The organism is Streptomyces sp. NPDC040589 (assembly GCF_055594445.1).
This window is the reverse complement of record NZ_JBVIWP010000001.1, coordinates 1,099,279-1,125,119: the sequence shown is the minus strand read 5'-3', so window position 1 is coordinate 1,125,119 and position 25,841 is coordinate 1,099,279. Positions and strand designations below refer to the sequence as shown.

Annotated in this window: 16 protein-coding genes; 12 read left to right on the top strand and 4 right to left on the bottom strand. The window is 72.3% G+C overall.

Annotated features, from left to right (window positions below; translation table 11 throughout):
- The first annotated feature begins 85 nt into the window (after positions 1-85).
- A complete protein-coding gene (gene guaB / locus ACZ58V_RS05060) occupies positions 86-1,588 on the top strand; it encodes an IMP dehydrogenase (protein ID WP_193481566.1) in 1,503 nt (500 codons plus the stop codon).
- A 105-nt stretch (positions 1,589-1,693) separates the two neighbouring features.
- Positions 1,694-2,818, top strand: a complete 1,125-nt coding sequence (locus tag ACZ58V_RS05055) for a GuaB3 family IMP dehydrogenase-related protein (RefSeq protein ID WP_184591345.1) — start codon at positions 1,694-1,696, stop codon at positions 2,816-2,818.
- Between the two features lie 15 nt (positions 2,819-2,833).
- Here ACZ58V_RS05055 and ACZ58V_RS05050 read toward each other — a convergent pair whose 3' ends face one another.
- Positions 2,834-4,042 carry a nucleotide sugar dehydrogenase gene (locus tag ACZ58V_RS05050; protein ID WP_471288425.1) on the bottom strand — a complete coding sequence of 403 codons (1,209 nt, stop codon included), beginning with the start codon at positions 4,040-4,042 and terminating at the stop codon, positions 2,834-2,836.
- Between the two features lie 271 nt (positions 4,043-4,313).
- On the opposite strand from ACZ58V_RS05050, the gene ACZ58V_RS05045 reads away from it, so the two are divergent.
- Positions 4,314-6,020, top strand: coding sequence for a glycerol-3-phosphate dehydrogenase/oxidase (locus tag ACZ58V_RS05045; protein WP_471288424.1), 1,707 nt, complete (start codon positions 4,314-4,316; stop codon positions 6,018-6,020).
- Positions 6,021-6,086: 66 nt separating this feature from the next.
- On the opposite strand, the gene ACZ58V_RS05040 is transcribed toward ACZ58V_RS05045, so the two are convergent.
- Complete coding sequence (locus ACZ58V_RS05040) at positions 6,087-7,130, bottom strand: serine hydrolase domain-containing protein (RefSeq protein ID WP_471288422.1); 1,044 nt, start codon at positions 7,128-7,130, stop codon at positions 6,087-6,089.
- A 172-nt stretch (positions 7,131-7,302) separates the two neighbouring features.
- Here ACZ58V_RS05040 and ACZ58V_RS05035 point away from each other — a divergent pair, with 172 nt between their 5' ends.
- From ACZ58V_RS05035 to ACZ58V_RS05000, 8 genes are all read left to right on the top strand, one after another.
- Complete coding sequence (locus tag ACZ58V_RS05035; protein WP_471288420.1) at positions 7,303-9,345, top strand: serine/threonine-protein kinase; 2,043 nt, start codon at positions 7,303-7,305, stop codon at positions 9,343-9,345.
- Between the two features lie 153 nt (positions 9,346-9,498).
- A complete protein-coding gene (locus tag ACZ58V_RS05030) occupies positions 9,499-12,000 on the top strand; it encodes a protein kinase (protein WP_471288417.1) in 2,502 nt (833 codons plus the stop codon).
- A 167-nt stretch (positions 12,001-12,167) separates the two neighbouring features.
- Positions 12,168-13,928 (top strand): serine/threonine-protein kinase, encoded by a 1,761-nt coding sequence (locus ACZ58V_RS05025; RefSeq protein WP_468187118.1) that lies wholly within the window; start codon positions 12,168-12,170, stop codon positions 13,926-13,928.
- Positions 13,929-14,033: 105 nt separating this feature from the next.
- Positions 14,034-15,248 (top strand): serine/threonine-protein kinase, encoded by a 1,215-nt coding sequence (locus tag ACZ58V_RS05020; protein WP_468187121.1) that lies wholly within the window; start codon positions 14,034-14,036, stop codon positions 15,246-15,248.
- Positions 15,249-15,329: 81 nt separating this feature from the next.
- Positions 15,330-16,991, top strand: coding sequence for a serine/threonine-protein kinase (locus ACZ58V_RS05015; protein WP_471288415.1), 1,662 nt, complete (start codon positions 15,330-15,332; stop codon positions 16,989-16,991).
- A gap of 73 nt (positions 16,992-17,064) precedes the next feature.
- Positions 17,065-18,669: a serine/threonine-protein kinase gene (locus ACZ58V_RS05010; RefSeq protein WP_471288414.1), complete on the top strand. Its 1,605-nt coding sequence runs from the start codon at positions 17,065-17,067 to the stop codon at positions 18,667-18,669.
- Positions 18,670-18,813: 144 nt separating this feature from the next.
- A complete protein-coding gene (locus ACZ58V_RS05005; protein WP_468187130.1) occupies positions 18,814-20,442 on the top strand; it encodes a succinic semialdehyde dehydrogenase in 1,629 nt (542 codons plus the stop codon).
- Positions 20,443-20,523: 81 nt separating this feature from the next.
- Positions 20,524-22,311 (top strand): GMC family oxidoreductase N-terminal domain-containing protein, encoded by a 1,788-nt coding sequence (locus ACZ58V_RS05000; RefSeq protein ID WP_468187133.1) that lies wholly within the window; start codon positions 20,524-20,526, stop codon positions 22,309-22,311.
- Between the two features lie 82 nt (positions 22,312-22,393).
- Here the strand turns inward: ACZ58V_RS05000 and ACZ58V_RS04995 are convergent, their stop codons facing one another.
- Positions 22,394-23,380, bottom strand: a complete 987-nt coding sequence (locus tag ACZ58V_RS04995; protein ID WP_468187135.1) for an LAETG motif-containing sortase-dependent surface protein — start codon at positions 23,378-23,380, stop codon at positions 22,394-22,396.
- A 213-nt stretch (positions 23,381-23,593) separates the two neighbouring features.
- Here ACZ58V_RS04995 and ACZ58V_RS04990 point away from each other — a divergent pair, with 213 nt between their 5' ends.
- Positions 23,594-24,730 (top strand): hypothetical protein, encoded by a 1,137-nt coding sequence (locus tag ACZ58V_RS04990; protein ID WP_468187137.1) that lies wholly within the window; start codon positions 23,594-23,596, stop codon positions 24,728-24,730.
- A 456-nt stretch (positions 24,731-25,186) separates the two neighbouring features.
- Here ACZ58V_RS04990 and ACZ58V_RS04985 read toward each other — a convergent pair whose 3' ends face one another.
- On the bottom strand, positions 25,187-25,489 hold the full coding sequence (locus ACZ58V_RS04985; RefSeq protein WP_471288411.1) for a chorismate mutase: 303 nt from the start codon (positions 25,487-25,489) through the stop codon (positions 25,187-25,189).
- Positions 25,490-25,841 lie beyond the last annotated feature (352 nt).

Below are 25,841 nucleotides of genomic sequence, written 5' to 3'. Positions count from 1 at the left end.
GCCGACCGGAACCGTGGAATGAGACAGCCGCGCTTCCCGTTAGCATGGACATCCGCACCGATCAAGGCCATTTGGGGAAGGTGTCATGACTGCAAACGTCGACGGAGTGCCCGGAAAATTCGCGACACTCGGGCTGACCTACGACGACGTGCTGCTGCTGCCGGGCGCATCCGAGGTGCTGCCCAACGCGGTCGACACCTCGTCCCGCATCTCCCGCAACGTCCGGGTCAACATCCCGCTGCTCTCCGCGGCGATGGACAAGGTGACCGAATCCCGCCTGGCGATCGCGATGGCCCGCCTCGGCGGCGTCGGCGTGCTGCACCGCAACCTGTCGGTCGAGGACCAGGTCAACCAGGTCGACCTGGTCAAGCGGTCCGAGTCCGGCATGGTCACCGACCCCATCACGGTGCACCCCGACGCGACGCTCGCTGAGGCGGACGCCCTGTGCGCCAAGTTCCGCATCAGCGGCGTCCCCGTCACCGACCCGGCCGGCAAGCTGCTCGGCATCGTCACCAACCGTGACATGGCCTTCGAGACCGACCGCAGCCGTCAGGTGCGTGACGTCATGACGCCGATGCCGCTGGTCACCGGCAAGGTCGGCATCTCCGGCGTCGACGCCATGGAGCTGCTGCGCCGCCACAAGATCGAGAAGCTGCCGCTCGTCGACGACCGGGGCATCCTCAAGGGCCTGATCACGGTCAAGGACTTCGTCAAGGCCGAGAAGTACCCGAACGCCGCCAAGGACGCCGAGGGCCGGCTGCTGGTCGGTGCCGCGGTGGGCGCCAGCCCCGAGGCCCTGGAGCGTGCCCAGGCGCTCGCCGAGGCCGGGGTGGACTTCCTGGTCGTCGACACCTCGCACGGCCACAACAGCAACGCCCTCAGCTGGATGTCGAAGATCAAGTCGAGCGTGTCCGTCGACGTGATCGGCGGCAACGTCGCCACGCGCGACGGCGCGCAGGCCCTGATCGACGCCGGTGTCGACGGCATCAAGGTGGGTGTGGGCCCCGGCTCGATCTGCACCACGCGGGTGGTCGCCGGTATCGGCGTCCCGCAGGTCACCGCCATCTACGAGGCCTCCCTCGCCGCCCGCCCCGCGGGCATCCCGCTGATCGGCGACGGCGGTCTGCAGTACTCCGGCGACATCGGCAAGGCGCTCGCCGCCGGTGCCGACACGGTCATGCTGGGCAGCCTGCTCGCGGGCTGTGAGGAGTCGCCCGGCGAGCTGCTCTTCATCAACGGCAAGCAGTTCAAGTCCTACCGCGGCATGGGCTCGCTGGGCGCCATGCAGTCCCGCGGCCAGGGGAAGTCGTTCTCGAAGGACCGCTACTTCCAGGCCGAGGTGGCCTCCGACGACAAGCTCGTGCCCGAGGGCGTCGAGGGCCAGGTGCCCTACCGCGGCCCCCTGGCCAACGTGCTGCACCAGCTCGTCGGCGGTCTGCGCCAGACCATGGGCTACGTGGGCGCGGCCACCATCGAGGAGATGGAGTCCAAGGGCCGCTTCGTCCGCATCACCTCGGCGGGTCTGAAGGAGAGCCACCCGCACGACATCCAGATGACGGTCGAGGCGCCGAACTACAGCCGTCAGTAGGCATCGGGCTCGATGGGGCGGCCCCGGAAGCATCCGGGGCCGCCCTCGTCATGCCCGTCGGCGATACTGGAAGACGCTGCAACGCATCAGGGAAAGGCCACAAACGTGACTGAGATCGAGATCGGGCGCGGCAAGCGCGGCCGCCGGGCGTACGCCTTCGACGACATCGCCGTCGTCCCCAGCCGCCGTACGCGGGACCCGAAGGAGGTCTCGATCGCCTGGCAGATCGACGCCTACCGCTTCGAGCTGCCGTTCCTGGCCGCCCCCATGGACTCGGTCGTCTCCCCGGCCACCGCCATCCGCATCGGCGAGCTGGGCGGCCTCGGCGTGCTGAACCTCGAGGGCCTGTGGACGCGCCACGAGGACCCGCAGCCGCTGCTGGACGAGATCGCCGAGCTGCCCGCCGAGGCGGCGACCCGGCGCCTCCAGGAGATCTACGCCGCGCCGATCAAGGAGGAGCTGATCGGCGCCCGCATCAAGGAGGTGCGCGACTCGGGCGTCGTCACGGCCGCCGCGCTCTCCCCGCAGCGCACGGCCCAGTTCTCCAAGGCCGTCGTCGACGCGGGCGTGGACATCTTCGTCATCCGCGGTACGACGGTCTCGGCGGAGCACGTCTCCGGGGCGTCCGAGCCGCTGAACCTGAAGCAGTTCATCTACGAGCTGGACGTCCCGGTGATCGTCGGCGGCTGCGCCACGTACACCGCGGCCCTGCACCTGATGCGCACCGGCGCGGCCGGTGTGCTGGTCGGCTTCGGCGGCGGCGCCGCGCACACCACGCGCAATGTGCTCGGCATCCAGGTCCCCATGGCGACGGCTGTCGCCGACGTCGCGGCCGCGCGCCGTGACTACATGGACGAGTCCGGCGGCCGGTACGTGCACGTGATCGCGGACGGCGGTGTCGGCTGGTCGGGCGACCTGCCCAAGGCGATCGCCTGCGGTGCCGACGCGGTCATGATGGGCTCCCCGCTCGCGCGCGCGACCGACGGCCCGGGCAAGGGGCACCACTGGGGCATGGAGGCCGTGAACGAGGAGCTGCCGCGCGGCAAGAAGGTCGACCTCGGCACCGTCGGGACCATCGAGGAGATCCTCACCGGCCCGTCCCACACCCCCGACGGCTCGATGAACCTCTTCGGCGCCCTGCGCCGCGCCATGGCCACCACCGGCTACAGCGAGCTGAAGGAGTTCCAGCGCGTCGAGGTGACGGTGGCGGACTCGCAGCACCGGCGGTAGGACCCGGGCACGACGTCACAGACGGTGGGCGGCACCCGCGGGTGCCGCCCCTCGTGTGTCCAGGAGCAGCTGCGCCTTCACCGACAGGCCCTGGAGGTCGTACGTGCGGTGCTGCTGGAGCAGGATGGTCAGATCCGCGTCGGCGGCCGCTTCGTAGAGCGAGTCCGCCCGGGGGACGGGGCGGTCGAGCACGCTCCAGTCGGGGACGTGCGGGTCGTGGTAGCTGACCGACGCGCCCAGATCCATCAGACGCAGGGCGATCTCCTGGGCGGGGGTGCCCTGCAGGTCGGCGAGGTCGGGCTCGTAGGTGACGCCCAGGAGCAGTACGCGTGCGCCGCGCGCGGACTTGCCGTGCTCGTTGAGGAGCTGGGCGCCGCGCTGGACGACGTAGCGGGGCATCCGGCTGTTGACCTTCTGGGCCAGTTCCACCATGCGCAGGCTGCGGCCGCCGTGGGCGGTCAGGTCCTGGGGGAGGGTGTGGCCGCCGACGCCCGGGCCGGGGCGGAAGGCCTGGAAGCCGTACGGCTTGGTCTCCGCGCAGCGGATCACGTCCCACAGGTCGATGCCCATGTCGTGGCAGAGCGCGGCCATCTCGTTGACGAGGGCGATGTTGACGTGCCGGTAGTTGGTCTCCAGCAGCTGCACGGTCTCCGCTTCGCGCAGTCCACGCGCGCGTACCACCTTGTCCGTGAGCCGTCCGTAGAAGGCGGCGGCCGACTCGGTGCAGGCCGGGGTGAGGCCGCCGATGACCTTCGGGGTGCCGGCGGGCGTGAAGTCGCGGTTGCCGGGGTCGACGCGGCTGGGGGAGTGGGCGAGGTGGAAGTCGCGGCCCGCCCGCAGGCCCGAGCCCTCTTCGAGGAGGGGGCGCAGGAATTCCTCTGTCGCCCCGGGATACACAGGTGACTCCAGGATCACCGTGGTGTGCGGGCGCAGGTGGGCGGCCAGGGTGCGGGCGGCCGTCTCCACCTGGCTCAGGTCGAGCCGGCCGTCCGTGCCCGGCGGGGTCGGTGCGCAGATCACCGCGGTGCGCACCCTGCCGAGCTCGGCGGCGTTCGTGGTCGGCCGGAAGCCCTTCGAGAGCATCCGGCGCAGTTCGGCGGGGCTGAGGGAACCGGTCTCGGGTCCGGTCCGGTAGCCGATGGTGGGGACGCCGGCGGCGACGGCGGCCTGAGCCAGGGGCAGGCCGTAAGGGCCGAGTCCGATGACGGCGAGATCTGCGGGCACGGCGTGGCCGTCCTTCCCAGTAGCCGAAGTGGGACAGGTGCGCAAGCCCTGTGGACAGGACGGGCGAGCGCAATGTCAGACTAGGAGTAAATATGACCGATATGTGGGATTGCCCGGCCGAGTTTCGGTGAGTGTTCCGTGCGGGTTGTCCACAGGCTGAGGGCCCGTGGTGGCTGAAGTCAGGCAACCCGGTCAGAATTTGGGCATGGGGGATACGGACGGGGCCTCACCCGACGGGTGCGGCCGGCGCGACCGATGAGCGGGAGGCAGCGTGAGGACAGCGACACTCGGGCCGGCGCAGCGAGCCGAGTCACTTGCATCCATGGCCGAGCGAGAGCTGGACGTGCTGGTCGTGGGCGCGGGCGTGGTCGGAGCGGGCACCGCCCTCGACGCCGTTACCCGGGGCCTCGCCACGGGCCTGGTCGAGGCCCGCGACTGGGCCTCGGGCACCTCCAGCCGGTCCAGCAAACTGATCCACGGCGGCCTGCGCTATCTGGAGATGCTCGACTTCACGCTCGTCCGGGAGGCGCTGAAGGAGCGCGGCCTGCTGCTGGAGCGGCTCGCCCCGCATCTGGTGAAGCCCGTGCCGTTCCTGTACCCGCTGCAGCACAAGGGCTGGGAGCGGCTCTACGCCGGGTCGGGCGTCGCGATGTACGACGCCATGTCCATGGCGCGCGGCCATGGCCGGGGCCTGCCGATGCACCGCCACCTGACCCGCTCTCACGCCCTGCGCGTGGCGCCCTGCTTGAAGAAGGACGCGCTGGTCGGGGCGCTCCAGTACTACGACGCCCAGATGGACGACGCCCGCTATGTGACGAACCTGGTGCGCACGGCGGTGGCGTACGGCGCCAAGGCCGCCAACCGCGCGCGGGTGACGGGCTTCCTGCGCGAGGGCGAGCGGGTCGTCGGCGCCAGGGTGCAGGATCTTGAGGGGGGCGGGGAGTACGAGATCCGCGCCAAGCAGGTCGTCAACGCGACCGGCGTGTGGACGGACGACACCCAGGCCATGGTCGGGGAGCGCGGCCAGTTCCACGTCCGGGCCTCCAAGGGCATTCACCTGGTCGTGCCGCGCGACCGGATCCACTCCACGACCGGGCTGATCCTGCGCACGGAGAAGTCCGTGCTGTTCGTCATCCCGTGGGGCAGGCACTGGATCGTCGGGACCACGGACACCGACTGGGACCTCGACAAGGCGCACCCGGCCGCGTCCAGCGCGGACATCGACTACCTGCTGGAACATGTGAACTCGGTGCTCGCGGTGCCCCTCACCAGGGACGACGTCCAGGGCGTGTACGCGGGGCTGCGGCCGCTGCTCGCGGGCGAGTCGGACGCCACCAGCAAGCTGTCGCGCGAGCACACCGTGGCGCACCCGGTGCCCGGGCTCGTCGTCGTGGCGGGCGGCAAGTACACGACGTACCGGGTCATGGCCAAGGACGCGGTGGACGCGGCGGTGCACGGGCTCGACATGCGCGTCGCCGAGTGCGTCACCGAGGACGTGCCGCTGGTGGGCGCCGAGGGCTACCGGGCGCTGTGGAACGCGCGGGCGCGGATCGCCGCCCGGACCGGACTGCACGTGGTGCGGGTGGAGCACCTGCTGAACCGGTACGGGGCGATGACCGAGGAGCTTCTGGAGCTCATCGCCGAGGACCCGTCGCTGGGCGAGCCCCTGGCGGCGGCCGACGACTATCTGCGTGCCGAGATCGTCTACGCGGCCTCGCACGAGGGGGCGCGGCATCTGGACGACGTGCTGACCCGGCGGACGCGCATCTCGATCGAGACCTTCGACCGGGGCAGCCGCAGCGCGCGCGACGCCGCCGGCCTGATGGCGCCCGTGCTCGGCTGGGACAAGGACCAGATCGAGCGCGAGATCGAGCACTACCAGAAGCGGGTGGAGGCCGAGCGGGAGTCGCAGCGGCAGCCCGACGACCTCACGGCGGACGCGGCGCGGCTGGGGGCGCCGGACATCGTGCCCCGGTAGGCCCCGGTAGGCATCTCACTCGAACGAGTGTCACGAGCGGGGATCTCCGTTCGGGGCCCGGTCGTTCTACGAGGTGCGGGGGCAGAACTCGGCCGCGAGCACCGCGGGTTCGAGGTCGGGATCCGCGATCGCGTCCGTGTTCACGCGGAGGGTGAGGGCACGCCGGCCGTCGACGGTGGCTGCGGTGCGCACGTAGCTGCCGGATATGTGCCCGTTGTGCCCCCACACCGTGGTGCCGCACGGAAGTTTCTCGGGGAACAGCCCCATGCCGTACGCGCCGTGTGCGGCACGGGTGTCGAGCATCTCGCGCAGCCAGTGCGGGGGCAGCAGCCGCCCGCCGAGCAGGGCCGCGTAGAAGCGGTCCAGATCGGCGAGCGTGGTCACCAGCTCGCCCGCGGCGCCGGCCACCCGCGGGTCGAGATCGGTGACGTCGGTTCCGTCGGCGGCGTAGGCGCGGCCGTGCGGAGAGGGCAGCGAGGGGCGGGAGCCGGGGAAGGAGGTGCCCGTCAGGCGCAGGGGAGTGATGATGCGGCGCTCGGCCTCGGCGGCGTACGAGTCGCCGGTGACCTGCTGGATGACCAGACCGAGCAGGACGTAGTTGGTGTTCGAGTAGGAGAAGCGGCCGCGAGTGGCCGGAGGGTGGGTGAGTGCGATGCGTACGGCCTGACGGGGTGTGACGGGTGCCGTTCCGCCGGTGTCCGCGGTGAAGTCGTACAGGCCGCTGGTGTGGGTGAGCAGGGAGCGCAGGGTCAGCGCGCGGCCGTCGTTGCCCGCTCCCCGCACCAGGCCGGGCAGGTGCCGCTCCACGGTGTCGGACAGCGACAGCCGGTGCTCGGCGGCCAGTTGCAGCACGACCGTCGCGATGAACGTCTTCGTGATGCTGCCGGCGCGGAAATGGTCCGACCGGGCGATTCCGGGACCTGCCTGGGCATAGCGGGTGGTGCGCCCTTCCCGGGCCAGCAGGGCCGCGGCGGGAGCCTTGCCCCGGGTCACGAGCAGCGGCAGCACCGCGTCCGTGGGCGGGGCCGAGAGGGCCGAGGAGTCGGCCGGGGGCAGACCGAGGAGGGCGACGGACACCGGCAGGGCCAGCAATGTCCGAAACGGCGGCATGCGGGCTCCTCCCTCGTCAGGGCCCATCATGCAAGGCGGCGAGGGGCGCGGCACACCCGGGTTCCGGGTGGACGGGCCCGGCGCCCCGTGCCCAGGGGCCCCCTGGGCACGGGGCACTTGTCGGGTGAGAGACAATGGAGGCTCTGTCAGGGCGGGTTGTATGAGGGGACGCATGTCGGAGGCGGAGCGGGCGGCGGGCACATCTCGTCAGGACACTCGTCAGGACAACAGGGAGCGTCTCCTGGCCGGGCGGTACCGGCTGGGCGAGGTGCTCGGCCGCGGCGGCATGGGCACCGTGTGGCGTGCCGAGGACGAGACGCTGGGGCGGACGGTCGCCGTCAAGGAGCTGCGGTTCCCGACGAACATCGACCAGGAGGAGAAGCGGCGGCTGATCACGCGGACGCTGCGCGAGGCCAAGGCGATCGCGCGGATCCGCAACAACAGCGCCGTGACCGTCTTCGACGTGGTCCAGGAGGACGACCGGCCCTGGATCGTGATGGAGCTCGTCGAGGGCAAGTCGCTCGCCGAGGTCATCCGGGAGGACGGCCTCCTCGAGCCGAAGCGGGCCGCCGAGGTCGGGCTGGCCGTCCTCGACGTGCTGCGGTCCGCGCACCGTGAGGGCATCCTGCACCGCGACGTGAAGCCGTCGAACGTGCTGATCTCCGAGGACGGCCGGGTCGTGCTCACCGACTTCGGCATCGCCCAGGTCGAGGGCGACCCGTCCATCACCTCGACCGGCATGCTCGTCGGCGCGCCCTCCTACATCTCCCCGGAGCGGGCGCGCGGGCACAAGCCGGGCCCGGCCGCCGACCTGTGGTCGCTCGGCGGGCTGCTGTACGCGTCGGTGGAGGGAGCGCCGCCGTACGACAAGGGGTCGGCCATAGCGACTCTCACCGCGGTGATGACCGAGCCGCTGGAGGAGCCGAAGAACGCGGGCCCGCTGACGGACGTCATCCACGGGCTGCTCACCAAGGACCCCGCCAAGCGGCTCGACGACGCGGGCGCCCGGGCGATGCTGAACTCCGTCATCCACGCGCCGGAGACGACCGAGCCGGAGCCGATGGACGCGACGAAGGTCGTGCCGCTGCCGGCGCAGCCGGACAAGGCGTCGCGCAAGGGCAGTCCCTCGGGTGCCGCGGGCAAGCGGGGCGAGGAGGCCGGGGAGCGGCTGCGCGGGGCGCTGCGCTCCGTGCGCAAGGCCGCGGCCGGACCGGCCGCGGCGTCGGCAGCGACCCGTACCGAGACCGAGGACGCCAAGGCCGCCTCCGGACAGAAGGACGAGGCGGCCGCCGGGGGCGCGGGCGCGGCCGTGTCGCAGTCGGGTCCGAAGCAGGACTCGGGGGCGGCGGCCTCCGGGTCCGGTGAGCGGGGCGCGCAGGACGCGAAGGCGACCTCCGAGGGGCGGAGTTCGGGGTGGCCCGTCATGCCGCCGCCGGACCTGCCGCCCCGGCAGGTGCCCCGGGCGCCGCTCACCGACGTGGTGTCGCGGCGGACCCTGGTGATCATCGCCGTGGTCGTGGTGCTCGCCGTGCTCGGCACGGTGCTCACCATCGCGTTCAGCGGGGACGACAAGGGCTCGAACGGGGCGGGCGAGAGCGGCGGCAAGACCGTCGCCACCGCGTCGGGCAGCGCCGACACCAAGGGCGACGAGAAGGACGGCACGCGCACCGACAACACGGCGACGCAGCCCGCGCCGTCGGGGCCCTCCTCGAAGGCCGAACCGAGCGGCGGGGCGAGCGGATCCGCCGGCGGCGGTGCGGGCGGGTCCGCCGGAAAGGGCACCGCTGCGGAGTCGACTCACAAGGGGAACCAGGGGTACTCGATAGGCCTGCCGAAGGGGTGGAAGTTCCAGTCCACGGGCTCCGCCGGCGACCGGTTCACCGGGCCCGACGGGCAGAAGCTGCTCATCGCCTGGACGTCCACGCCCAAGGGCGACCCGGTGGCGGACTGGAAGAGCCAGGAGCGCTACATGCAGCGCGCGGAGTACAAGAAGATCCGCATAGAGAAGGTGGACTACCGCGGCTGGAACACGGCCGACTGGGAGTTCACCTACCGGGAGAGCGGCACCGAGTACCGGACCATCGACCGCGGGTTCGTCGTCGACGACTCCCAGGGCTACGCGCTGATGTACACGGCGAAGGCGGCCGACTGGGACGGCGACTCACGCAAGGACACCTGGGCGACGCTGACCAAGACCTTCGAACCCAAGTCCTGAGCATGAGGGTCCCCGGGTTTGGGGAGGCAGATCTGGCATCCCCACATTGCGGGTTGCCTGCGGCACGTATCGTAAATATTTGCGGTCCGTGCGCAGCCGGAACGGACCGTGGGGCGAACGGATGTGACCGACCGGGCTGACGGGGGAGGCAACGTGGACGACTATGCGGGCCGGGTACTCGCCGACCGCTACCGCCTGCCGCTGCCGCCGTCCGACGAGTACGAACTCACCGAGACCCGGGCCTTCGACACCTACAGCGGACAGGAAGTCCTGGTCAGGCAGGTGCCGTTGCCGGAGGTGGTCGAGGCCGAGGTCCTCGACGCGGAGGGACTGCCCGACGGCTTCACCGCGCGTGACGGTGGCGCGCGACGGTCCGGCACGCGTCCGGGCCCCCGGCGGCCCGCGGACCCGGTGGTACGGCGCGCGGTCGACGCCGCGCAGGCCGCCGCGGCCATTCCCGACCATCCGCGGCTCGACCAGGTATTCGACGTGTTCGCCGAGGGCGGTTCGCTGTGGATCGTCAGCGAGCTGGTGTCCGCGCGTCCGCTGGCGGCGCTGCTCGCCGAGAAGCCGCTGACGCCGTACCGGGCCGCCGAGGTCGCCTCCGACGTCCTCATGGCGCTGCGGGTGCTGCACGCCCACGGCTGGGTGCACCGCAATGTCACCGCGCGGACGGTGCTCGTCTGCGACGACGGCCGGGTGATGCTGACCGGTCTCGCGGTGGGCGCCGCGGAGGAGGCGCTGTGCGGGTACGACCCGGTGCCGGCCTCCGAGGAGTTTGAGCAGGGACCGGGCCACGAGGGCGGCGGTGGTGCCGTCCGAGGTCCGGGTGGCGGCGCCCCGGCCGGCCTCGGTGGCGGGGCCGATCCCGAGGCCGCGCGGCGAGCCGCCATAGAGGCGCGGGAGTCCAGGGGACTGCCCGCGGCCGGGAGTGACACGGCGGGCCGGGACCCGGCCGTGCCGGCCCGCAGGAGTGGGGACGACAGCGGTGACCCACGGGTCGCGCGAGCCGGGGCGATCGCGGCCTACCGGGCGGGTGCCCGGGCCGCCGCACGGGTCCAGGAGGCGCAGGAGGGCGGGCGGGCCGCACTGCCCGGTGCCCGGTCCGCCCCGGACGGCGGGCCCGTGCCCCACAGCAACGGCTCGGCGCAGTCGCCGTACATCCCCGGGCAGGGCACGGCACCCGGTGCGGCCCCGCCGGGTCGGATAGCCGACCCCTACGGAGTCGGCGGCGCCCCCCGGACGACCGCCTGGCACGGCGCCACCCCCCGGGGCGGAACCGGCGGCGTGCCCCTGCCGCAGGGGCAGGAACAGGCGGCTCTCCCGCCGGCCCCGGACCCCTCCGCCCAGGGCTCGCCCGCCCGGTGGGACGAACTGGTCGCCGACACCCCCGCACCCCGGCGCGGCCCGGCCACGGCCCTGGCCGCCGAGCGGGCGCGGCAGGCGCGGATGGCCGTGGTCGGGCCGGTGACGGAGCGCTGGGCGCCCGAGCAGGCCGGACCCGTGCACGAGAACTGGCAGTTGGCCGCCCCGATCGGTCCCGCGACCGACCTGTGGGCGCTCGGCGCGCTGCTCTTCAGGGCCGTACAGGGGCATGCGCCCTACCCGGAGGAGTCGACGGCCGAGCTGGTGCAGATGGTGTGCGCCGAACCGCCCGCCTACGCCGAGGAGTGCGGGCCGCTCCGGCCGGTGGTGGAGTCGCTGCTGCGTCAGGACCCCACCGAGCGCCTCGACTTCGAGGAGCTGCGCGGCTGGCTGCGCTCGCTCGTACGCTCGGCGCCCGAGCCGGAGGCCGGGGTGCACGTCGTCGCGGCGCCGCCCGCCGACGCGAGCCGGCTGCCCGTCGTACGCCGCCGGGGCGAGCTCGTGCGCAGGCGCAAGGCCGGACTGCCCGCACACCACGGGCGGCACAAGCGGGCCAAGCGCGAGTCCCGGTCGCCGAACCGTCTCGGCCGCACCCTGCTTCTGCTGGTCCTGCTCGTGATGGCCGCCGCGATCGCCTACGCCATGCTCTTCATGCCCAAGTCGAAGACCGACGGCGCAGAAGGCACGGACCGCACCGGTTCCGCCGGTGAGGTCAGCCAGGCACCCGAGCCCGACGCCAGCAGCGAGCCCCGGCCCGACCAGACGTCGCCCGAGCCGGAGAAGAGCCCGTCGACGTCGGCCGGTTCCGCCGAGACACAGACCGCGGGCCCCGGTGCCGCCGACGGCTTCACCCTGCGCAAGGACGCGGCGGGGTTCCAGGTCGCCGTCGCCAAGGGCTGGGGGCACACCCCGCGCAACGGCAGCGGCCAGGTCGTCTACGCGAAGGGCGACTTCGAGCTCATCGTCGTACCGGGCCGGGACAGCGCCTCCGAGTTCGGCAGCGATCCGATGGCCTACCAGCGGGAGAAGGAGCGCGAGTTGCAGCCGTACCGCGACTCCAGCTGGGCCACCTCCACCGGGCTGAAGACGATCGAGGTGGGCGGGCGGACCATGGCCGAGGGGCAGTTCACCTGGACCGGCGGCGACGGGGGCGAGCTGTATGTGCGCAACCTCGCGATGCTGGTCGGCGGGCGGTACCACGTGGTCCAGGTGCGCGGGCCGGAGGCCGAGCGGGACGAGGTGACGCGGCTGTACGAGCAGGCGGCGGCGACCTACAAGGCGACGGGCTGAGCGCTCGGCGCGCCGCCTGTACCCGGTAGTTCAACCTCTGGTTGCCTCTCGTCCCGGCAGGCGACAACCGTCACAGTGCGGTCACCGTGCTACCCCGCTTGTTCCCTGGGGAAGGGCGGGTCCTTACGCTGACCCTGTCAAGACCATTGCGGGGCAACGTGAATCAGATGCAGGGCCAGCTCGTCGCGGGCCGCTACCGGCTCGCCGACTCCATCGGCAGCGGCGGCATGGGCCGGGTGTGGCGCGCCCATGACGAGGTGCTGCACCGATCCGTCGCCATCAAGGAGTTGACGGCGGCCCTCTACGTCTCCGAGAGCGAGCAGGCCATCCTCCTGGCGCGCACCCGGGCGGAGGCGCGGGCCGCCGCCCGGATCAACCACTCGGCGGTCGTCACGGTGCACGACGTGCTGGAGCACGACGGCCGCCCGTGGATCGTGATGGAGCTGGTCGAGGGCCGCTCGCTGGCCGACGCGGTCAAGGAGGAGGGGCGCGTCGAGCCGCGCGAGGCGGCACGCGTCGGCCTCTGGGTGCTGCGGGCCCTGCGCGCCGCGCACACCGCCGGTGTCCTGCACCGCGACGTCAAGCCGGGCAACGTCCTCCTCGGCCGGGACGGACGCGTCCTGCTCACCGACTTCGGCATCGCCCAGATCGAGGGCGACACGACCATCACGCGGACCGGAGAGGTCGTCGGCTCGGTCGACTACCTGGCGCCCGAGCGGGTGCGCGGCCACGACCCGGGCCCGTCCTCCGATCTGTGGGCGCTCGCCGCGACGCTCTACACGGCGGTGGAGGGCCGGTCGCCGTTCCGCCGCACCACCCCGCTGACCACCATGCAGGCGGTGGTCGAGGAAGAGGCCGCCCAGCCGCAGCACGCCGGTCCGCTCGCGCCCGTCATCAACGCCCTGCTGCGCAAGGACCCGGCCACCCGGCCCGACGCCTCCCAGGCCGAGCAGATGCTCGCCGAGGCGGCGGAGGGGCGTCGGCCGAGCGGGGCACAGGCGTACGTCCCGACGCAGTACGGGGGGACGCCGTACCGGGACGTCCACAGCGGCATGGGCACGCTGGGCACGACCGGCCAGGGCATGGGCGCGGGCCCGTCCGGCACCGGCTCGGGGTCTCACACCCGGACGCCGCTTCCGCCGCTGGCCGGCACCCTCGCCACCGGTGCCCCGGCCTCCGGGACGCCGGCGTCCGGGACCCCCGTCGCCGGCCATCCGACGACCGGACCCACCACCACCGGTCCGACGGCGACGGGTCCGCAGGGGTCCGGGCCGCAGCAGACCGGTTCGGGCCGGCGCCGCCGGCTGCGTACGCTCGCCCTCGTCGTCGCGCTCGCGGCCATCATCGGCGGGGGCACCGCCGTGGTGCTGCAGCAGTGGAACGAGGGCCGGCAGACGCCGGGCGGCGCCTCCGGATCGGCGAGTCCCACGAGCACGCGGCAGCCCGGGGGATCGGTTCCCGACAGCTGGGTCCGCCACGACGACCCCGCGGGTTTCAGCCTCTCCCTGCCCAAGGGCTGGAAGCGCAAGCCCTTCGGTCCGCAGGGCGAGCTCAAGCAGATCGACTACACGCCCGACGGCGGACGGCACTTCGTGCGCATCGCCATCGACACCTCCCCGGACTTCGCCGACCCGTACGCGCACCAGCTCGACCTGGAGCAGCAGATCAAGGATCTGGTCGACTACAGGCGGATCACGCTGGAGCGCAACGTCTACCGTGACCGGGGCGGCGCCCTGTGGGAGTACACCTGGACCGCGCGCGCGAAGGACACCCCGTTCCCCGGCCCGCGACGCGCCATCGAGGAGACGTACGTCGCCCGCGACGGCACCGAGTACGCGCTCTACATGTCGTCGCCGGTGGAGGACTGGGCGAAGGCGCGCAAGCAGTTCACCTCGCTGCTCCAGGGCTGGCAGGAGAAGACCTCCTGACGCAAGGGCCTCGTGACGTGGAGCCCCTCTGACGCGGGCCGTCTGTTTCGGCCACCCGCGGCCGCGGCCCCGGAGCCGTTCCGTCCGGTGGGGCATGATTGCCGCATGGGGACCGAGGGGCACAACACGCGTGTCATCGCGGGCCGCTACCGGTTCGAGGAGAGACTCGGGCGCGGTGGCATGGGCGTGGTGTGGCGGGCGACCGACCAGCTGCTCGGCCGGGGCGTGGCCGTCAAGGAACTCCCCTACGACGAGACGCTCTCCGCGGCGGAGGCACGCAGACAGCGGGACCGTACGCTGCGCGAGGCCCGGGCCGTCGCCCAGCTGAGCCATCCGCACATCATCGTCGTCCATGACGTCGTCGAGGACGACGAACGCCCGTACATCGTCATGGAGCTGATCGAGGGCGGCTCGCTCGCCGACCGGCTCGCCCACGATGGCCCGGTCGACGCCTCCGAAGCGGCCCGCATCGGCATCGCCCTGCTCGGCGCGCTGAGCGCCGCGCACGCGGCCGGTGTGCTGCACCGCGACCTCAAGCCGGACAACGTGCTGCTGGAGACCGGCACCGACCGCGTCCTCCTGACCGACTTCGGCATCGCCCAGGTCGCCGGAACCCCCACCCTCACCGAGAACAACTCCTTCGTCGGCTCGCCCGAGTACACCGCGCCCGAGCGGATGTCCGGAGCCAGGACCGGGCCCGAGTCCGACCTGTGGTCTCTGGGCGCGCTGCTGTGCGCGGCCCTCAGCGGCGAGTCGCCGTTCCGCCGCGACTCGTTGGGCGGCATCCTGCACGCGGTCGTCGCCGCCGAGATCCGGCCACCCGCGCAGGCCGGGCCGCTCCTGCCCGTCGTACAGGGCCTGCTCGAACGCGATCCGGACCGGCGGCTGGACGCGGACCGGGCGGAGCGGATGCTGCGGGCCTTTCGCGACACGGGCCGGACACCGGAGGCGCCGCCGCCCGGCTACGCGCCGACGGTCCGGGGCGCGGCGCGCGGCCGGTCGCGCGGAGCATCTCGGGACACCGCGGACCGGCAGCCGTTCACGCCGCCGGCGGGCATGCCCGCCCCGGGCCGGCTCGCCGAACAGCTGATGCGGCAGCCCACCCGGAGGGTGCTCGTGGCCGCGCTGCTGGTCGCCGCGATGGCGGGGGCGGGGGTGTCCGCGGCGGCGCTGCTCATGGACGAGGGCGGCGAGCCGGGAGGCGGCCCGACGCCGACGAGTTCGGCCCCCGGGACGCCCACGACCCGGCCCTCCTCCCCGAGCGCCCCCGTCCCCACGACCACTCCTGTCAGCTCCCCTACCGGCACAAACGGGAGATAAGCCCCGGCCAGGGTCACGGGTCTGTGACCGGTTCGCGGCCTTGGTGGATACGTAAGCGCTTGGCGCGATATGGATGACCTCATGAGCAGCAGCGGGGGATCCCGATCCGGGGCCGATGAGCCGACAAGTTTTGTTCTGCAACCGCCCAGCCCACCGGCACCGGTACCGGGCAACCCCTACGCGACGCCCACCCAGGTCGTGCCGCCCCGGTCGGAGGCCGCGGCACCGGCGGCGACGGAGGCGGCCGAGGATCCCGGTACCGGGCGCCTCATCGCCGGGCGTTACCGGCTGATCGCCAAGCTCGGGCACGGCGGCATGGGTACGGTGTGGCGGGCCGAGGACGAGACGGTGGACCGGGAAGTCGCCGTCAAGGAGCCCCGCGTCCCGGATCATCTTCCCGAGCGCGAACGTGCCAACGCCTTCGAGCGCATGCGTCGTGAGGCGCGTGCCGCGGCCCGGCTCGACCACCCGGCGGTGGTCGACGTCCACGACGTGGCGGTCGTGGACGACCAGCCGTGGATCGTGATGGAGCTGGTGCGGGGACGGTCGCTGGGCGACGCGCTCCAGGAGGGCACCCTGTCCGCGCGCGAGGCGGCCCGGATCGGCCTGGAGGTGCTCGGCGCGCTGGAGGCCGCGCACGCGGCGGGCATACTGCACCGCGATGTGAAACCGGACAACGTGCTGCTCGGCCGGTACGACCGGGTCGTCCTCACGGACTTCGGCATCGCCCAGATCGAGGGCGAGACCAACCTGACCGACACCGGCGGCTTCGTCGGCTCGCCCGAGTACATCGCTCCGGAGCGGGTGCTGGGCCAGCGCCCCGGCCCGGCCAGCGACCTGTGGTCCCTGGGCGTGGTGCTGTACGCGGCGACGGAGGGCGTCTCGCCGTTCCGCCGCAGCAACACCCCCGCCACGCTCCAGTCCGTCCTCAACGCCACGCCCGCGCCGCCCGCCTCCGCCCCGGGCCCGCTCGCCGAGGTCATCACGGGCCTGCTGCACAAGGACCCGGCCCGCCGCCCGAACGCCGCACAGGTGCGGGCCCGGCTGGAGGCGGCCGCGAACCCGCCCGCCGCTCAGCCCACCCAGGCCGTGCAGGTCACGGGCCAGGGCACCGGAAGCCGGGGCATCCGGCTCGGCCGCCGGGCGTGGACCGGCCTCGGCGCGGCGCTCGTGGCGGCGGCGGTGACGGCGTACCTGGTCATCGCGGACCCGTTCGCCGGGCCCTTGCCCGACGGCTGGCAGACCAAGCAGGAGAAGGGCCTCGCCGTGTCGCTGGCGGTTCCCGGCGGCTACCAGCGGACCGTGCCCGACCGGGAGCGGGACCAGGGGCACTGGGTCACGTACACCGACTGGAGCGGCAGCGTCTGGATCGGCCTGACCCTCGACAAGAAGGCGGAGGACACCGGCAGCACCATCGCGGGCTCCGCGGCCGCCGAGATGTACGACGACGACAGCGGGTTCAAGGAGAGCGGCAGTTACGACCTGGACATGCCGGAGAACCCGAAGACGAACCCCAGGGTGACCACCTACAGAGACAAGAAGGCCGCCGAGAACACCGTCGTCTACGACACCGACGACAGCGAGAACCCCCGCCCCCGCGAACTCCGGATGTTCTACTACAGGACTGCCGGCGGCGACATGTACAAGCTCACCGTCAGCTATCCGGGCGAGGGCGACTTCACCGAGCGCGGACGTGAGGTGGCGAGCACGGCGATCGCCAACCTGGACATCGACGGGACCTGAACCCGCGCTCCTCCAACACCCCCGGAAATGACCCGCGTCGACAATCGCCCGCCCCGCACGGTACTGATGGGGTATGAGCAACGACGGGGGCGGGACGGGAGCCCAGGGCCGGCTGATCGGTGGGCGCTACCGGCTGATCGAGCGCATCGGCTTCGGCGGGACGGGCACCGTCTGGCGGGCCCGCGACGAGCTCGTACAGCGTGAAGTCGCCGTCAGACAGCCCCGGTTGCCGGGCACCCCGGAGGACGAGAGTCACCGGCGGGCGGCCCACCGGCTCCACCGGGAGGCCCGGGCCGCCGCCCGCGTCGACCATCCCGCCGCCGTCACCATCCACGACGTGGTCGTCGAGCCGGAGCGGCCGGACGAGGGCCCGCGCCCTTCGGGCCCCGACGAGCTGGACGCGGCCGAGGCGCTCGACGGACTCCCCTGGATCGTCATGGAGTCGGTCCAGGGCGAGTCCCTGCACGAGACGCTCCGGCGCGGACCCCTCGACGCGCGCGAAGCGGCCCGGATCGGCCTCGCCGTCCTCGGCGCCCTGCGCGCCGCGCACTCCGTCGGCATCGTGCACCGGGACGTGAAGCCCGCCAATGTGCTGCTCGGCCCCGGCCGGCGCGTCGTCCTCACCGACTTCGGCATGGCCCATGTCCAGGGCGAGGAGTCCCTCACGGGCGGCGGGGAGTTCGCCGGCTCGCCGGAGTTCGTCGCCCCCGAGCGGATGTCCGGCCGTATCGCCGGGCCCGCATCCGACCTGTGGTCCCTGGGCGTCCTGCTGTACACCGCCGTGGAGGGCTCGTCGCCGTTCCGCCGGACCACGCCGGAGGCCACACTCGCCGCGATCCGCGCCGCCGAGCCGCCCGAACCGGAGCGGGCCGGACCGCTCGGGCCGCTGATCGTCCGGCTGCTGGCGCACGACCCCGACCGGCGGCCGGACGCCGAAGAGGTCGCGAAGGAACTGGAAGCGGTGGCGGGACCGACAGCGGCCGGAGAACCTCAGGAGGCCGAGTCCATACGGGAGTTCACGCAGGACACGCCGAGGCCCGAGGAGACCGCCGAACCGCCGGAGGCCGGCCTCGCGGAGCGGCACGACGTACCCCCGAAGCGCCAGAGCCTCCTCCGCCCCGCCCCCCTCGCCCTCCTCAGCGCACTGCTCGCCGGCGGGATAGGCGCAGTCACCCACCTCGATGGCGCCGGCACCGCTGAGAGCGCCGAACAGACCGCCGACACGGCGGACACCTGGACCCCGCACCACGATCCGGACCTGGCGGCCGTCCTCCATCTCCCGCGCCACTACCGCGAACTCGACCGGACCGGCAGCGCGACCGACCAGCCCCGTACCGTGCTCTACGGCGACGAACGGGGCGGCACCGTCCAGGTCCGCCTCCTCCTCTGGGACCGGGCCCCGGGCTCCCCGATGGACCAGGCCCGGAAGGAACCCGTCGTCCCAGGGGACACCCGCTACACCCGCACCGGCGTCCAGGGCCACGAGGCCGCCCTCGCCGACACCACCTACCAGGCGGACGAGGGCCCCAGGCGGGTCACGCGCGTGCTGATCCGCACCGGCGACGACCGCATGTACGAACTGCGCGTCGACATGCCCAGGGGCACGCCGGAGGAGGAGGAAGGCACCGCGGTGTTCCAGGGAGCCCGGGACCGGCTCGGGCTCGCCACGGGATCGTAAAAGGCTGAATTACACCGACTGTCACCGCACAACGCCCTGATCAGGGCGTTTGTTGCCAGCAGCCACTGGCATCGTGTGTGTACTCGGTGAAGCCGTATTACCGACGGGTACCCAAAGCCTTCGCCGGGGCATACCCTGCGGCTCATGACGGACGCGCACGCCCCGGAGAAGACCGGCACGGCACAGACCGGCACGAACCCCCTCGCCCCCGCCCCGGAGGGCGCCCGCACCGCCGCCGACGTGGTCACCCCAGAGCTGGTCGCCCAGCTCACCAAGGGCGTGGCCGGTTCCGGTCGCACCGCCAACCACACGCCGTTCACCGGGGAGAAGCTGGCCGACCTCCCCGAGTCGACGCCCGAGGACGTGGCGGAGGCCTTCGAACTGGCCCGCACCGCCCAGGCCGTGTGGGCGCGGACCCCCCTGCGGCAGCGCGCCGCCGTCCTGCTCCGCTTCCACGACCTGGTGCTGGAGCGCCAGGCCGAGGTGCTCGACCTGATCCAGCTGGAGACCGGCAAGGCCCGGCTGCACGCCCACGAGGAGGTCCAGGCCGTCGCGGTCGCCGCCCGGCACTACGGCCGCAAGGCCCCCGCCTACCTCCGGCCCAAGCGGCACGCCGGTGCCATGCCGACCCTCACCAAGGTCACCGAACTGCGCCACCCGCGCGGTGTGATCGGCCAGATCGCCCCCTGGAACTACCCGCTTGAACTGTCGGTCGGCGACGCGATCCCGGCCTTCGTGGCGGGCAACGCGGTCGTGATGAAGCCGGACACGGAGACCTGCCTCACCGCCCTGTGGGCCCGTGACCTGCTCATCGAGGCCGGCCTGCCCGCCGACGTCTTCCAGGTCGTCCTCGGCGACGGCCCGGTCGTCGGCCCCGAGGTCGTCCGGCACGCCGACTACGTCTCCTTCACCGGCTCCACCCGCACCGGCCGCGAGGTCGCCCAGGGCGCCGCCGCCCGGCTGGTCGGCGTCTCCCTCGAACTCGGCGGCAAGAACGCCATGCTGGTGCTGGAGGACGCCGACATCGAGAAGGCCGCGGCCGGCGCCGTCCGCGCCTGCTTCTCCTCCGCCGGCCAGCTCTGCATCTCCATCGAGCGGCTCTACGTCCACGAGTCGATCGCGGACGCCTTCCTGGACCGCTTCGCCGCCCGTACGAGGGCGATGCGCCTCGGCACCTCGCTGGCGTACGGCGCCGACATGGGCTCCCTGGTCGGCGAACGCCAGCTGGAGACCGTCACACGGCACGTGGAGGAGGCGGTTGCCAAGGGCGCGAAGGTCCTCGCCGGCGGGACGGCCCGCCCGGACATCGGCCCGTACTTCTTCGAGCCCACGATCCTCGACGGGGTTGAAACGGAGATGTCCGTCTGCGCCGAGGAGACCTTCGGCCCGGTCGTCTCGGTCTACCGCTTCAAGGACGAGGACGAGGTCATCGAGCGCGCCAACGCCACGGCGTACGGCCTGAACTCCTCGGTCTGGACGAAGAACGGCCGACGCGGCCAGGAGGTCGCCGCCCGGCTGCGCACCGGCACGGTCAACATCAACGAGGGCTACGCCCCCGCGTACGGCAGCGTCCAGTCGCCCATGGGCGGCATGAAGGACTCCGGCCTGGGTCGCCGCCACGGCTCCGAGGGCATCCTCAAGTACACCGAGGCCCAGACGGTCGCCCACCAGAGGGTTCTCCCGATGGCCCCCTCCCTGGGCATGGACGACGAGAAGTACGCCCAGTTCATGAGCAGGAGCCTCCGCCTGATGAAGGCATTCCGGTTCCGGTAGCCGACCTTTCTTTTCAGGGGCGCGGGGAACTGCGCTATCAACCGCTGACGGCCCGCACGCGAAACTCAACGAGGAGAACACGTGCCTCAGGACGTTCATGACTACGACGTCATCGTCGTAGGCTCCGGCTTCGGCGGCTCCGTGACCGCCCTGCGCCTCACCGAAAAGGGCTACAAGGTCGGCGTCCTGGAAGCAGGCCGCCGCTTCACCCGCGAAACTCTCCCCAAGAACTCCTGGGACCTCAAGAACTACCTCTGGGCGCCGAAACTCGGCATGTACGGCATCCAGCGCATCCACCTGCTGGGCAACGTCATGGTCCTGGCCGGCGCGGGTGTCGGCGGCGGTTCCCTCAACTACGCCAACACCCTCTACGTACCGCCGAAGCCGTTCTTCGAGGACCCGCAGTGGCGGGACATCACGGACTGGCAGGACGAGCTGAAGCCGTTCTACGACCAGGCCCGGCGCATGCTGGGCGTGCGACTCAACCCGACCATGACCCCGTCCGACGTCCACCTGAAGGCCGCAGCGGAGCGCATGGGCTGCGGCGACTCCTTCCATCTCGCCCCGGTCGGCGTCTTCTTCGGCGACGGCGAGGACGCCGACGGCACGGCGAAGGCGAAGCCGGGCCAGGAGGTGCCCGACCCGTACTTCGGCGGGGCGGGCCCGGCCCGCAGGGCCTGCGCGGAGTGCGGCGAGTGCATGACCGGCTGCCGCCACGGCGCGAAGAACACCCTCAACGAGAACTATCTGCACCTGGCCGAGAAGGCCGGCGCGGTCGTCCACCCCCTGACGACGGTCGTCTCGGTCACCGACGACTCGCGCGGCGGGTACGCCGTCGCCACGCTCCCCACCGACGACCGCCGCAAGGCGAAGGGCCGCACCTACACGGCCCGCCGGGTCGTCCTCGCCGCCGGCACCTACGGCACCCAGACCCTGCTGCACCGCATGAAGGCGGGCGGCCAACTGCCGTACATCTCAGACAAGCTGGGCGAGCTGACCCGTACCAACTCCGAGGCCCTGGTCGGCGCCCAGACCGACGACCGGCGCTACCGCAAGGCCCACGGCGCCCGCAAGGCCGACTTCACCCGGGGCGTGGCCATCACGTCCTCGATCCACCCGGACGAGAACACCCACATCGAGCCGGTCCGCTACGGCAAGGGCTCCAACTCGATGGGCGGCCTGTCCATCCTCCAGGTCCCCTACGCCCGCGGCGCCTCGGGCACCTCGCGGGTCCTGGGCTTCCTCGCCCACGCGGCGAAACACCCCCTGCTGGTGCTGCGTTCCCTGTCCAACCGGCGCTGGTCGGAGCGGACCATCATCGGCCTGGTGATGCAGTCGCTGGACAACTCCCTGACGACGTATCTCAAACCGTCGGGTGCCGGCCGCGGACTGCTCACCGCACGCCAGGGCCACGGAGCCCCCAACCCCAAGCAGATCAAGGCCGCCACGGAGAGCGCCTCGGCCCTGGCCGCCGAGATCAACGGCTTCGCGGGCTCCAACGTCGGCGAACTGATGGGCACCCCGCTCACCGCCCACTTCCTGGGCGGCTGCCCCATCGGCGCCTCCCGCGAGACCGGCGTGATCGACCCGTACCACCGCCTCTACGGCCACTCCGGCATCTCGGTGGTCGACGGCGCCGCGGTCTCCGCCAACCTGGGCGTCAACCCGTCCCTCACCATCACCGCCCAGGCCGAGCGGGCGATGTCGTACTGGCCCAACAAGGGCGAGCCCGACCTCAGGCCGCGGCAGGGCGCGGCCTACCAACGTCTCCAGCCGGTCGAGCCCAAGTCCCCGGCGGTCCCGGCGGACGCGTTCGGCGCGCTGCGGCTGCCGTTCCTGGGCATGCCTGCGGTGCCGCCGGAGAAGTAACCGAAGCCGGTACACAGAAGAGGGACCTGCGCCCCCCTCCGAGCGCAGGTCCCTCTTCCGTCTTGCGTAAAGCTCTGGCGTGTTACGCCTCCGCGCCGGCCTTGCGGCGACGCACCACGAAGATCGCACCGGCACCGGCGACGACCGCGGCACCGCCGACGAGGCTGATCATCGGCAGGGCGGAGCTGGAGCCGGTCTCGGCGAGGCTGCCGGTGACCTCCGGCGTGGTGCCGGCCGGCTTCTTGTCGGTGACGGGCGCCTTGCCGCCTTCCTGCGGCTTGGTGCCACCGGTGTCTGTACCGGCGGAGACGATCTGGAACTTGTAGGAGATCTGGCCGAAGCCGGTGCACTCGGCGTCGTTGTCGCCGTAGATCGTCGCGCCGAGCGAGAAGCCGGCGCCGACCGGGGCGGACGGCTTGACGTTGAGGCGCAGCGGGATGTTGACCTCGTAGTCGGGCTTCAGCTCGTCGGTGTAACCGACGTAGCCGACCGCGAGGCCGCCCTCGTTGAGGTCGACCCAGATCTTGTCCTCGGGGTCCCAGGCCTGGAGCTGGACCTGCTTGCTGGAGAACAGGTCCTCGCCGTTCTTGTCGGCGGAGGCGCCGGCGAAGAAGTCGAGGTCGTTCAGCGTGGAGTCGGAGTTGTTGCGCACGTTCAGCGAGAACTTGTGCCAGCCGCTGCCCGCCGAGATCTTGCCGGGCAGACCGCTGATGCCGACGTCGACCTTGGTGTCCTTGCAGACCGAGGGTTCGGGGTCGGGGGACTCCGACTCCTCGGGCTCGGACGCGGTGGGCGCCGGGGAGGACTCGCTCGCGGAGGCGCTCGGCGTGGGCGTCGTCTCCGGAGCGGACTCGCTCACGGACGCGCTCGGAGTCGGCGTCGTCTCGGCGGGCTTGGACTCGGTCGCCGACGGCGAGGGGCTGTTGCTCTCGGGCGCCGACTCGCTCGCGGAGGCGCTCGGCGTGGGCGTCGTTTCGTCGGTCGCGTACGCGGCCGGTGCCGCGAGCAGTGCCACCGGGGCTATGACCGCCGTAGCGGCCGCTGCTGCCATGGCGCGGCGAAGCTTCATGAAGACCTCGGAGAGTCCGGCGTACCGCAGGGTGCGGCACGAACGTTGGGGGAGGCCTCCGCGTGTGGGGCGCGGGAGTGCCCGTGGTTCTGCAGGTTTGATCCGTGAAACCTGTGAATGGTTGCGCTGGCATTCACAGAATTTTTATGTGTCCTGAGTCACGTCCATGGCCTTCTTGTGAAGGCACTTGCCGAGCGCCTAGAACTGTCGCTCGTGTCTGACAAGCCGTCCGACGATCATCCGTCGGCCTCCGAGATCCCTGACGACGTCTGGGAACAGTTCACCCGCGACACCGAACGGGACATCCGCGGCTCCGCACCGAAGGAGCCGTCCGCGCGGGCGCGCATGGTGACCGAGCGGTTGCGCCGGCAGGAGGAGCGGGGCGAGTCGCCCCCGGGGTGGCGTACCGGCCCCGTAGCGCCGGAGACGAACCGCCGGGCGGGCCGCCGCCGCACGCTGTGGACCGTTCTCGGTGTGGCGGTCGCCGTCGCCGTCGCCCTGGTGGCCCTGAAGCCGTCGCTGCTGCCCGGTGACCCTCTTGGTACGGGTGAGCCCGAGGCAGCCGAGGCCTCGCCCCTGCCCGCCGAGACGGCGGCGCCCACCGCCGCACCCGGGGCGTCGGACCCCAAGACCCCCACCCTGGACGAGCCCTTCGCCGGCTCTCCGGCGCTGCACTGGGCAGACGGCGAGGCCGGCATCGTCCTGCCCGAGGCGAAGGCCGTCGGCCCGGTCTCGAAGGACCGCGTGGAACAGGCGCTGAAGCTGACGAAGAAGCTGCTGGTCGCCGCCAACCTCGACCCGGAGACGGTACGCGGCGAGCGTCCCGAGGCCGCGCTCTCCCTGCTCGACCCCAAGCAGCCGGGACTCCTCGACGACCTGAACACCGCCCTGCGCGCCCCGAGCGGCACGCACGACCCGGTGACGATGTTCAGCCGTTTCGACCCCGACGAGATACGGTCGGCCGGCGACGTGATCAAGACGCGCGGGCGCATGACGTTCGAGAAGGGCTCGCACGCCGGGGTCGCGGTGCGCGCCGACTACACCTTCGTCTACCCCGTCACGCGGGCCGACGGATCGACCGAGGTCACCCGAACGATTGTGCGCAGGGTCCTCGACGTCGAACTCGCCGATCCCGCCCGCTACCGGGTCACCCCGGGCCGGCTGACCGTCCGGAAGTACGACGAGGAGATCGGCAACTCCACCTGCGACGTCAACGACGGCTACCTGCACCCGGAGTTCCCGTCGAGCGGGGAGAAGGGCCCCGACCCCACCGGCCCGACGACGGATCCGTACGACCGCAGCAGGAGCCTCGACGACGGCCACGCCTGCGGGACGGTGACCCGCACCTGAGCAGGCGCGAAAGAGCATGAGCGGGCGCGAAAGCATGAGCGAAGGGCCCCGCGGGATGGAGCCGCGGGGCCCTTCCTCTCGTCAGCACCGACGTCAGGGCTGCGCCGGTGCCTGGAAGCGGCGCCGGGGGGTTGCGCCGCTGGTCTCGACCTTCTGGCAGTCGGGCAAATGCGGGTGTCGGCGGGGGATGTCCGCCGGGCGGCCCCGGGCGTCCCCGGAGCCGTCCGTTCTCTTGGGTGACCGGGCTGCTGTCCCCTGCCGTCCGGTCACTTCCCTGGAGCGAGGTCCCACGACGTACGGCACGATCCGTACGTCTCATCGCTCCAGTGAGCCACGCGTGGTTCTTTCGGGCCCGCCCCTGGCTGGCACGGACAACGAGACCAACGAGGCGTCCCGGGGCCGGTCACGCGCCGTACGGGTGAGAGGGGTGCGTACGTCTGTCCCGGGAACGCGGATTCAGATCTTGCCCCGGCACAGCTCCAGCAGGGTCATCGCCAGGGCCGTACCCGGCTTGCCCAGCGCGTCCCTGTAGTGGCCGAGCACCTCCATCTCGCGGGAGAGGTTCACGCGCCGGCCTCCGGAGGTGATCCGCGCCTCCTGGATGACGGCCGACACGGCCACCCGTTCCTGGATCAGGCCGATGATCCGGTCGTCGAGCGCGTCGATCCGCTCACGCGCGCCGGTGATCACCTCGGCGGCCTCGAGGGTACGGGCGCCGGTCACGTCGGTGGTGGTGGGAACGGTGGTGGGAACGGTCATGGGAGGGGCTCCTCGTCGTCAGGGGGCGCCTCGGAGCGGCAAGGCCCGGACGACGACAGACGCCCCGGGCCTTGTCGGCCCGGGGCGCCTGGGAAGTCGCTTGTCAGTTGCTCAAGCAGCACGACCATGGCAGCCGGCGGGCCGGATGCCATAGGTAAAGCGGAAGGTCTGGTGCGTGAGCATGGCGCTCAGTATGCCCTGGGGCGGCGCGGCGTCCAAGCGGGTTCGCATGGTGAGACCCGCATGGTGAGACGAGAGGTCCGGAGTCCGGGCCTCCCGTGGGCGGGACACCGCGCACGAGCACCTCGGTAGAATCGGGTGGCACAAGACCCCCGCCCCACCGCCGGAAGGC

Bases quoted from the DNA above. Each gene is read 5' to 3' on its own strand.
- guaB (WP_193481566.1), top strand. From the start codon at position 86: ATGACTGCAAACGTCGACGGAGTGCCCGGAAAATTCGCGACACTCGGG.
- ACZ58V_RS05040 (WP_471288422.1), bottom strand. From the start codon at position 7,130: ATGCCGCCGTTTCGGACATTGCTGGCCCTGCCGGTGTCCGTCGCCCTC.
- ACZ58V_RS05035 (WP_471288420.1), top strand. From the start codon at position 7,303: ATGTCGGAGGCGGAGCGGGCGGCGGGCACATCTCGTCAGGACACTCGT.
- ACZ58V_RS05025 (WP_468187118.1), top strand. From the start codon at position 12,168: ATGCAGGGCCAGCTCGTCGCGGGCCGCTACCGGCTCGCCGACTCCATC.
- ACZ58V_RS05020 (WP_468187121.1), top strand. From the start codon at position 14,034: ATGGGGACCGAGGGGCACAACACGCGTGTCATCGCGGGCCGCTACCGG.
- ACZ58V_RS05015 (WP_471288415.1), top strand. From the start codon at position 15,330: ATGAGCAGCAGCGGGGGATCCCGATCCGGGGCCGATGAGCCGACAAGT.
- ACZ58V_RS05010 (WP_471288414.1), top strand. From the start codon at position 17,065: ATGAGCAACGACGGGGGCGGGACGGGAGCCCAGGGCCGGCTGATCGGT.
- ACZ58V_RS05005 (WP_468187130.1), top strand. From the start codon at position 18,814: ATGACGGACGCGCACGCCCCGGAGAAGACCGGCACGGCACAGACCGGC.
- ACZ58V_RS04995 (WP_468187135.1), bottom strand. From the start codon at position 23,380: ATGAAGCTTCGCCGCGCCATGGCAGCAGCGGCCGCTACGGCGGTCATA.
- ACZ58V_RS04985 (WP_471288411.1), bottom strand. From the start codon at position 25,489: ATGACCGTTCCCACCACCGTTCCCACCACCACCGACGTGACCGGCGCC.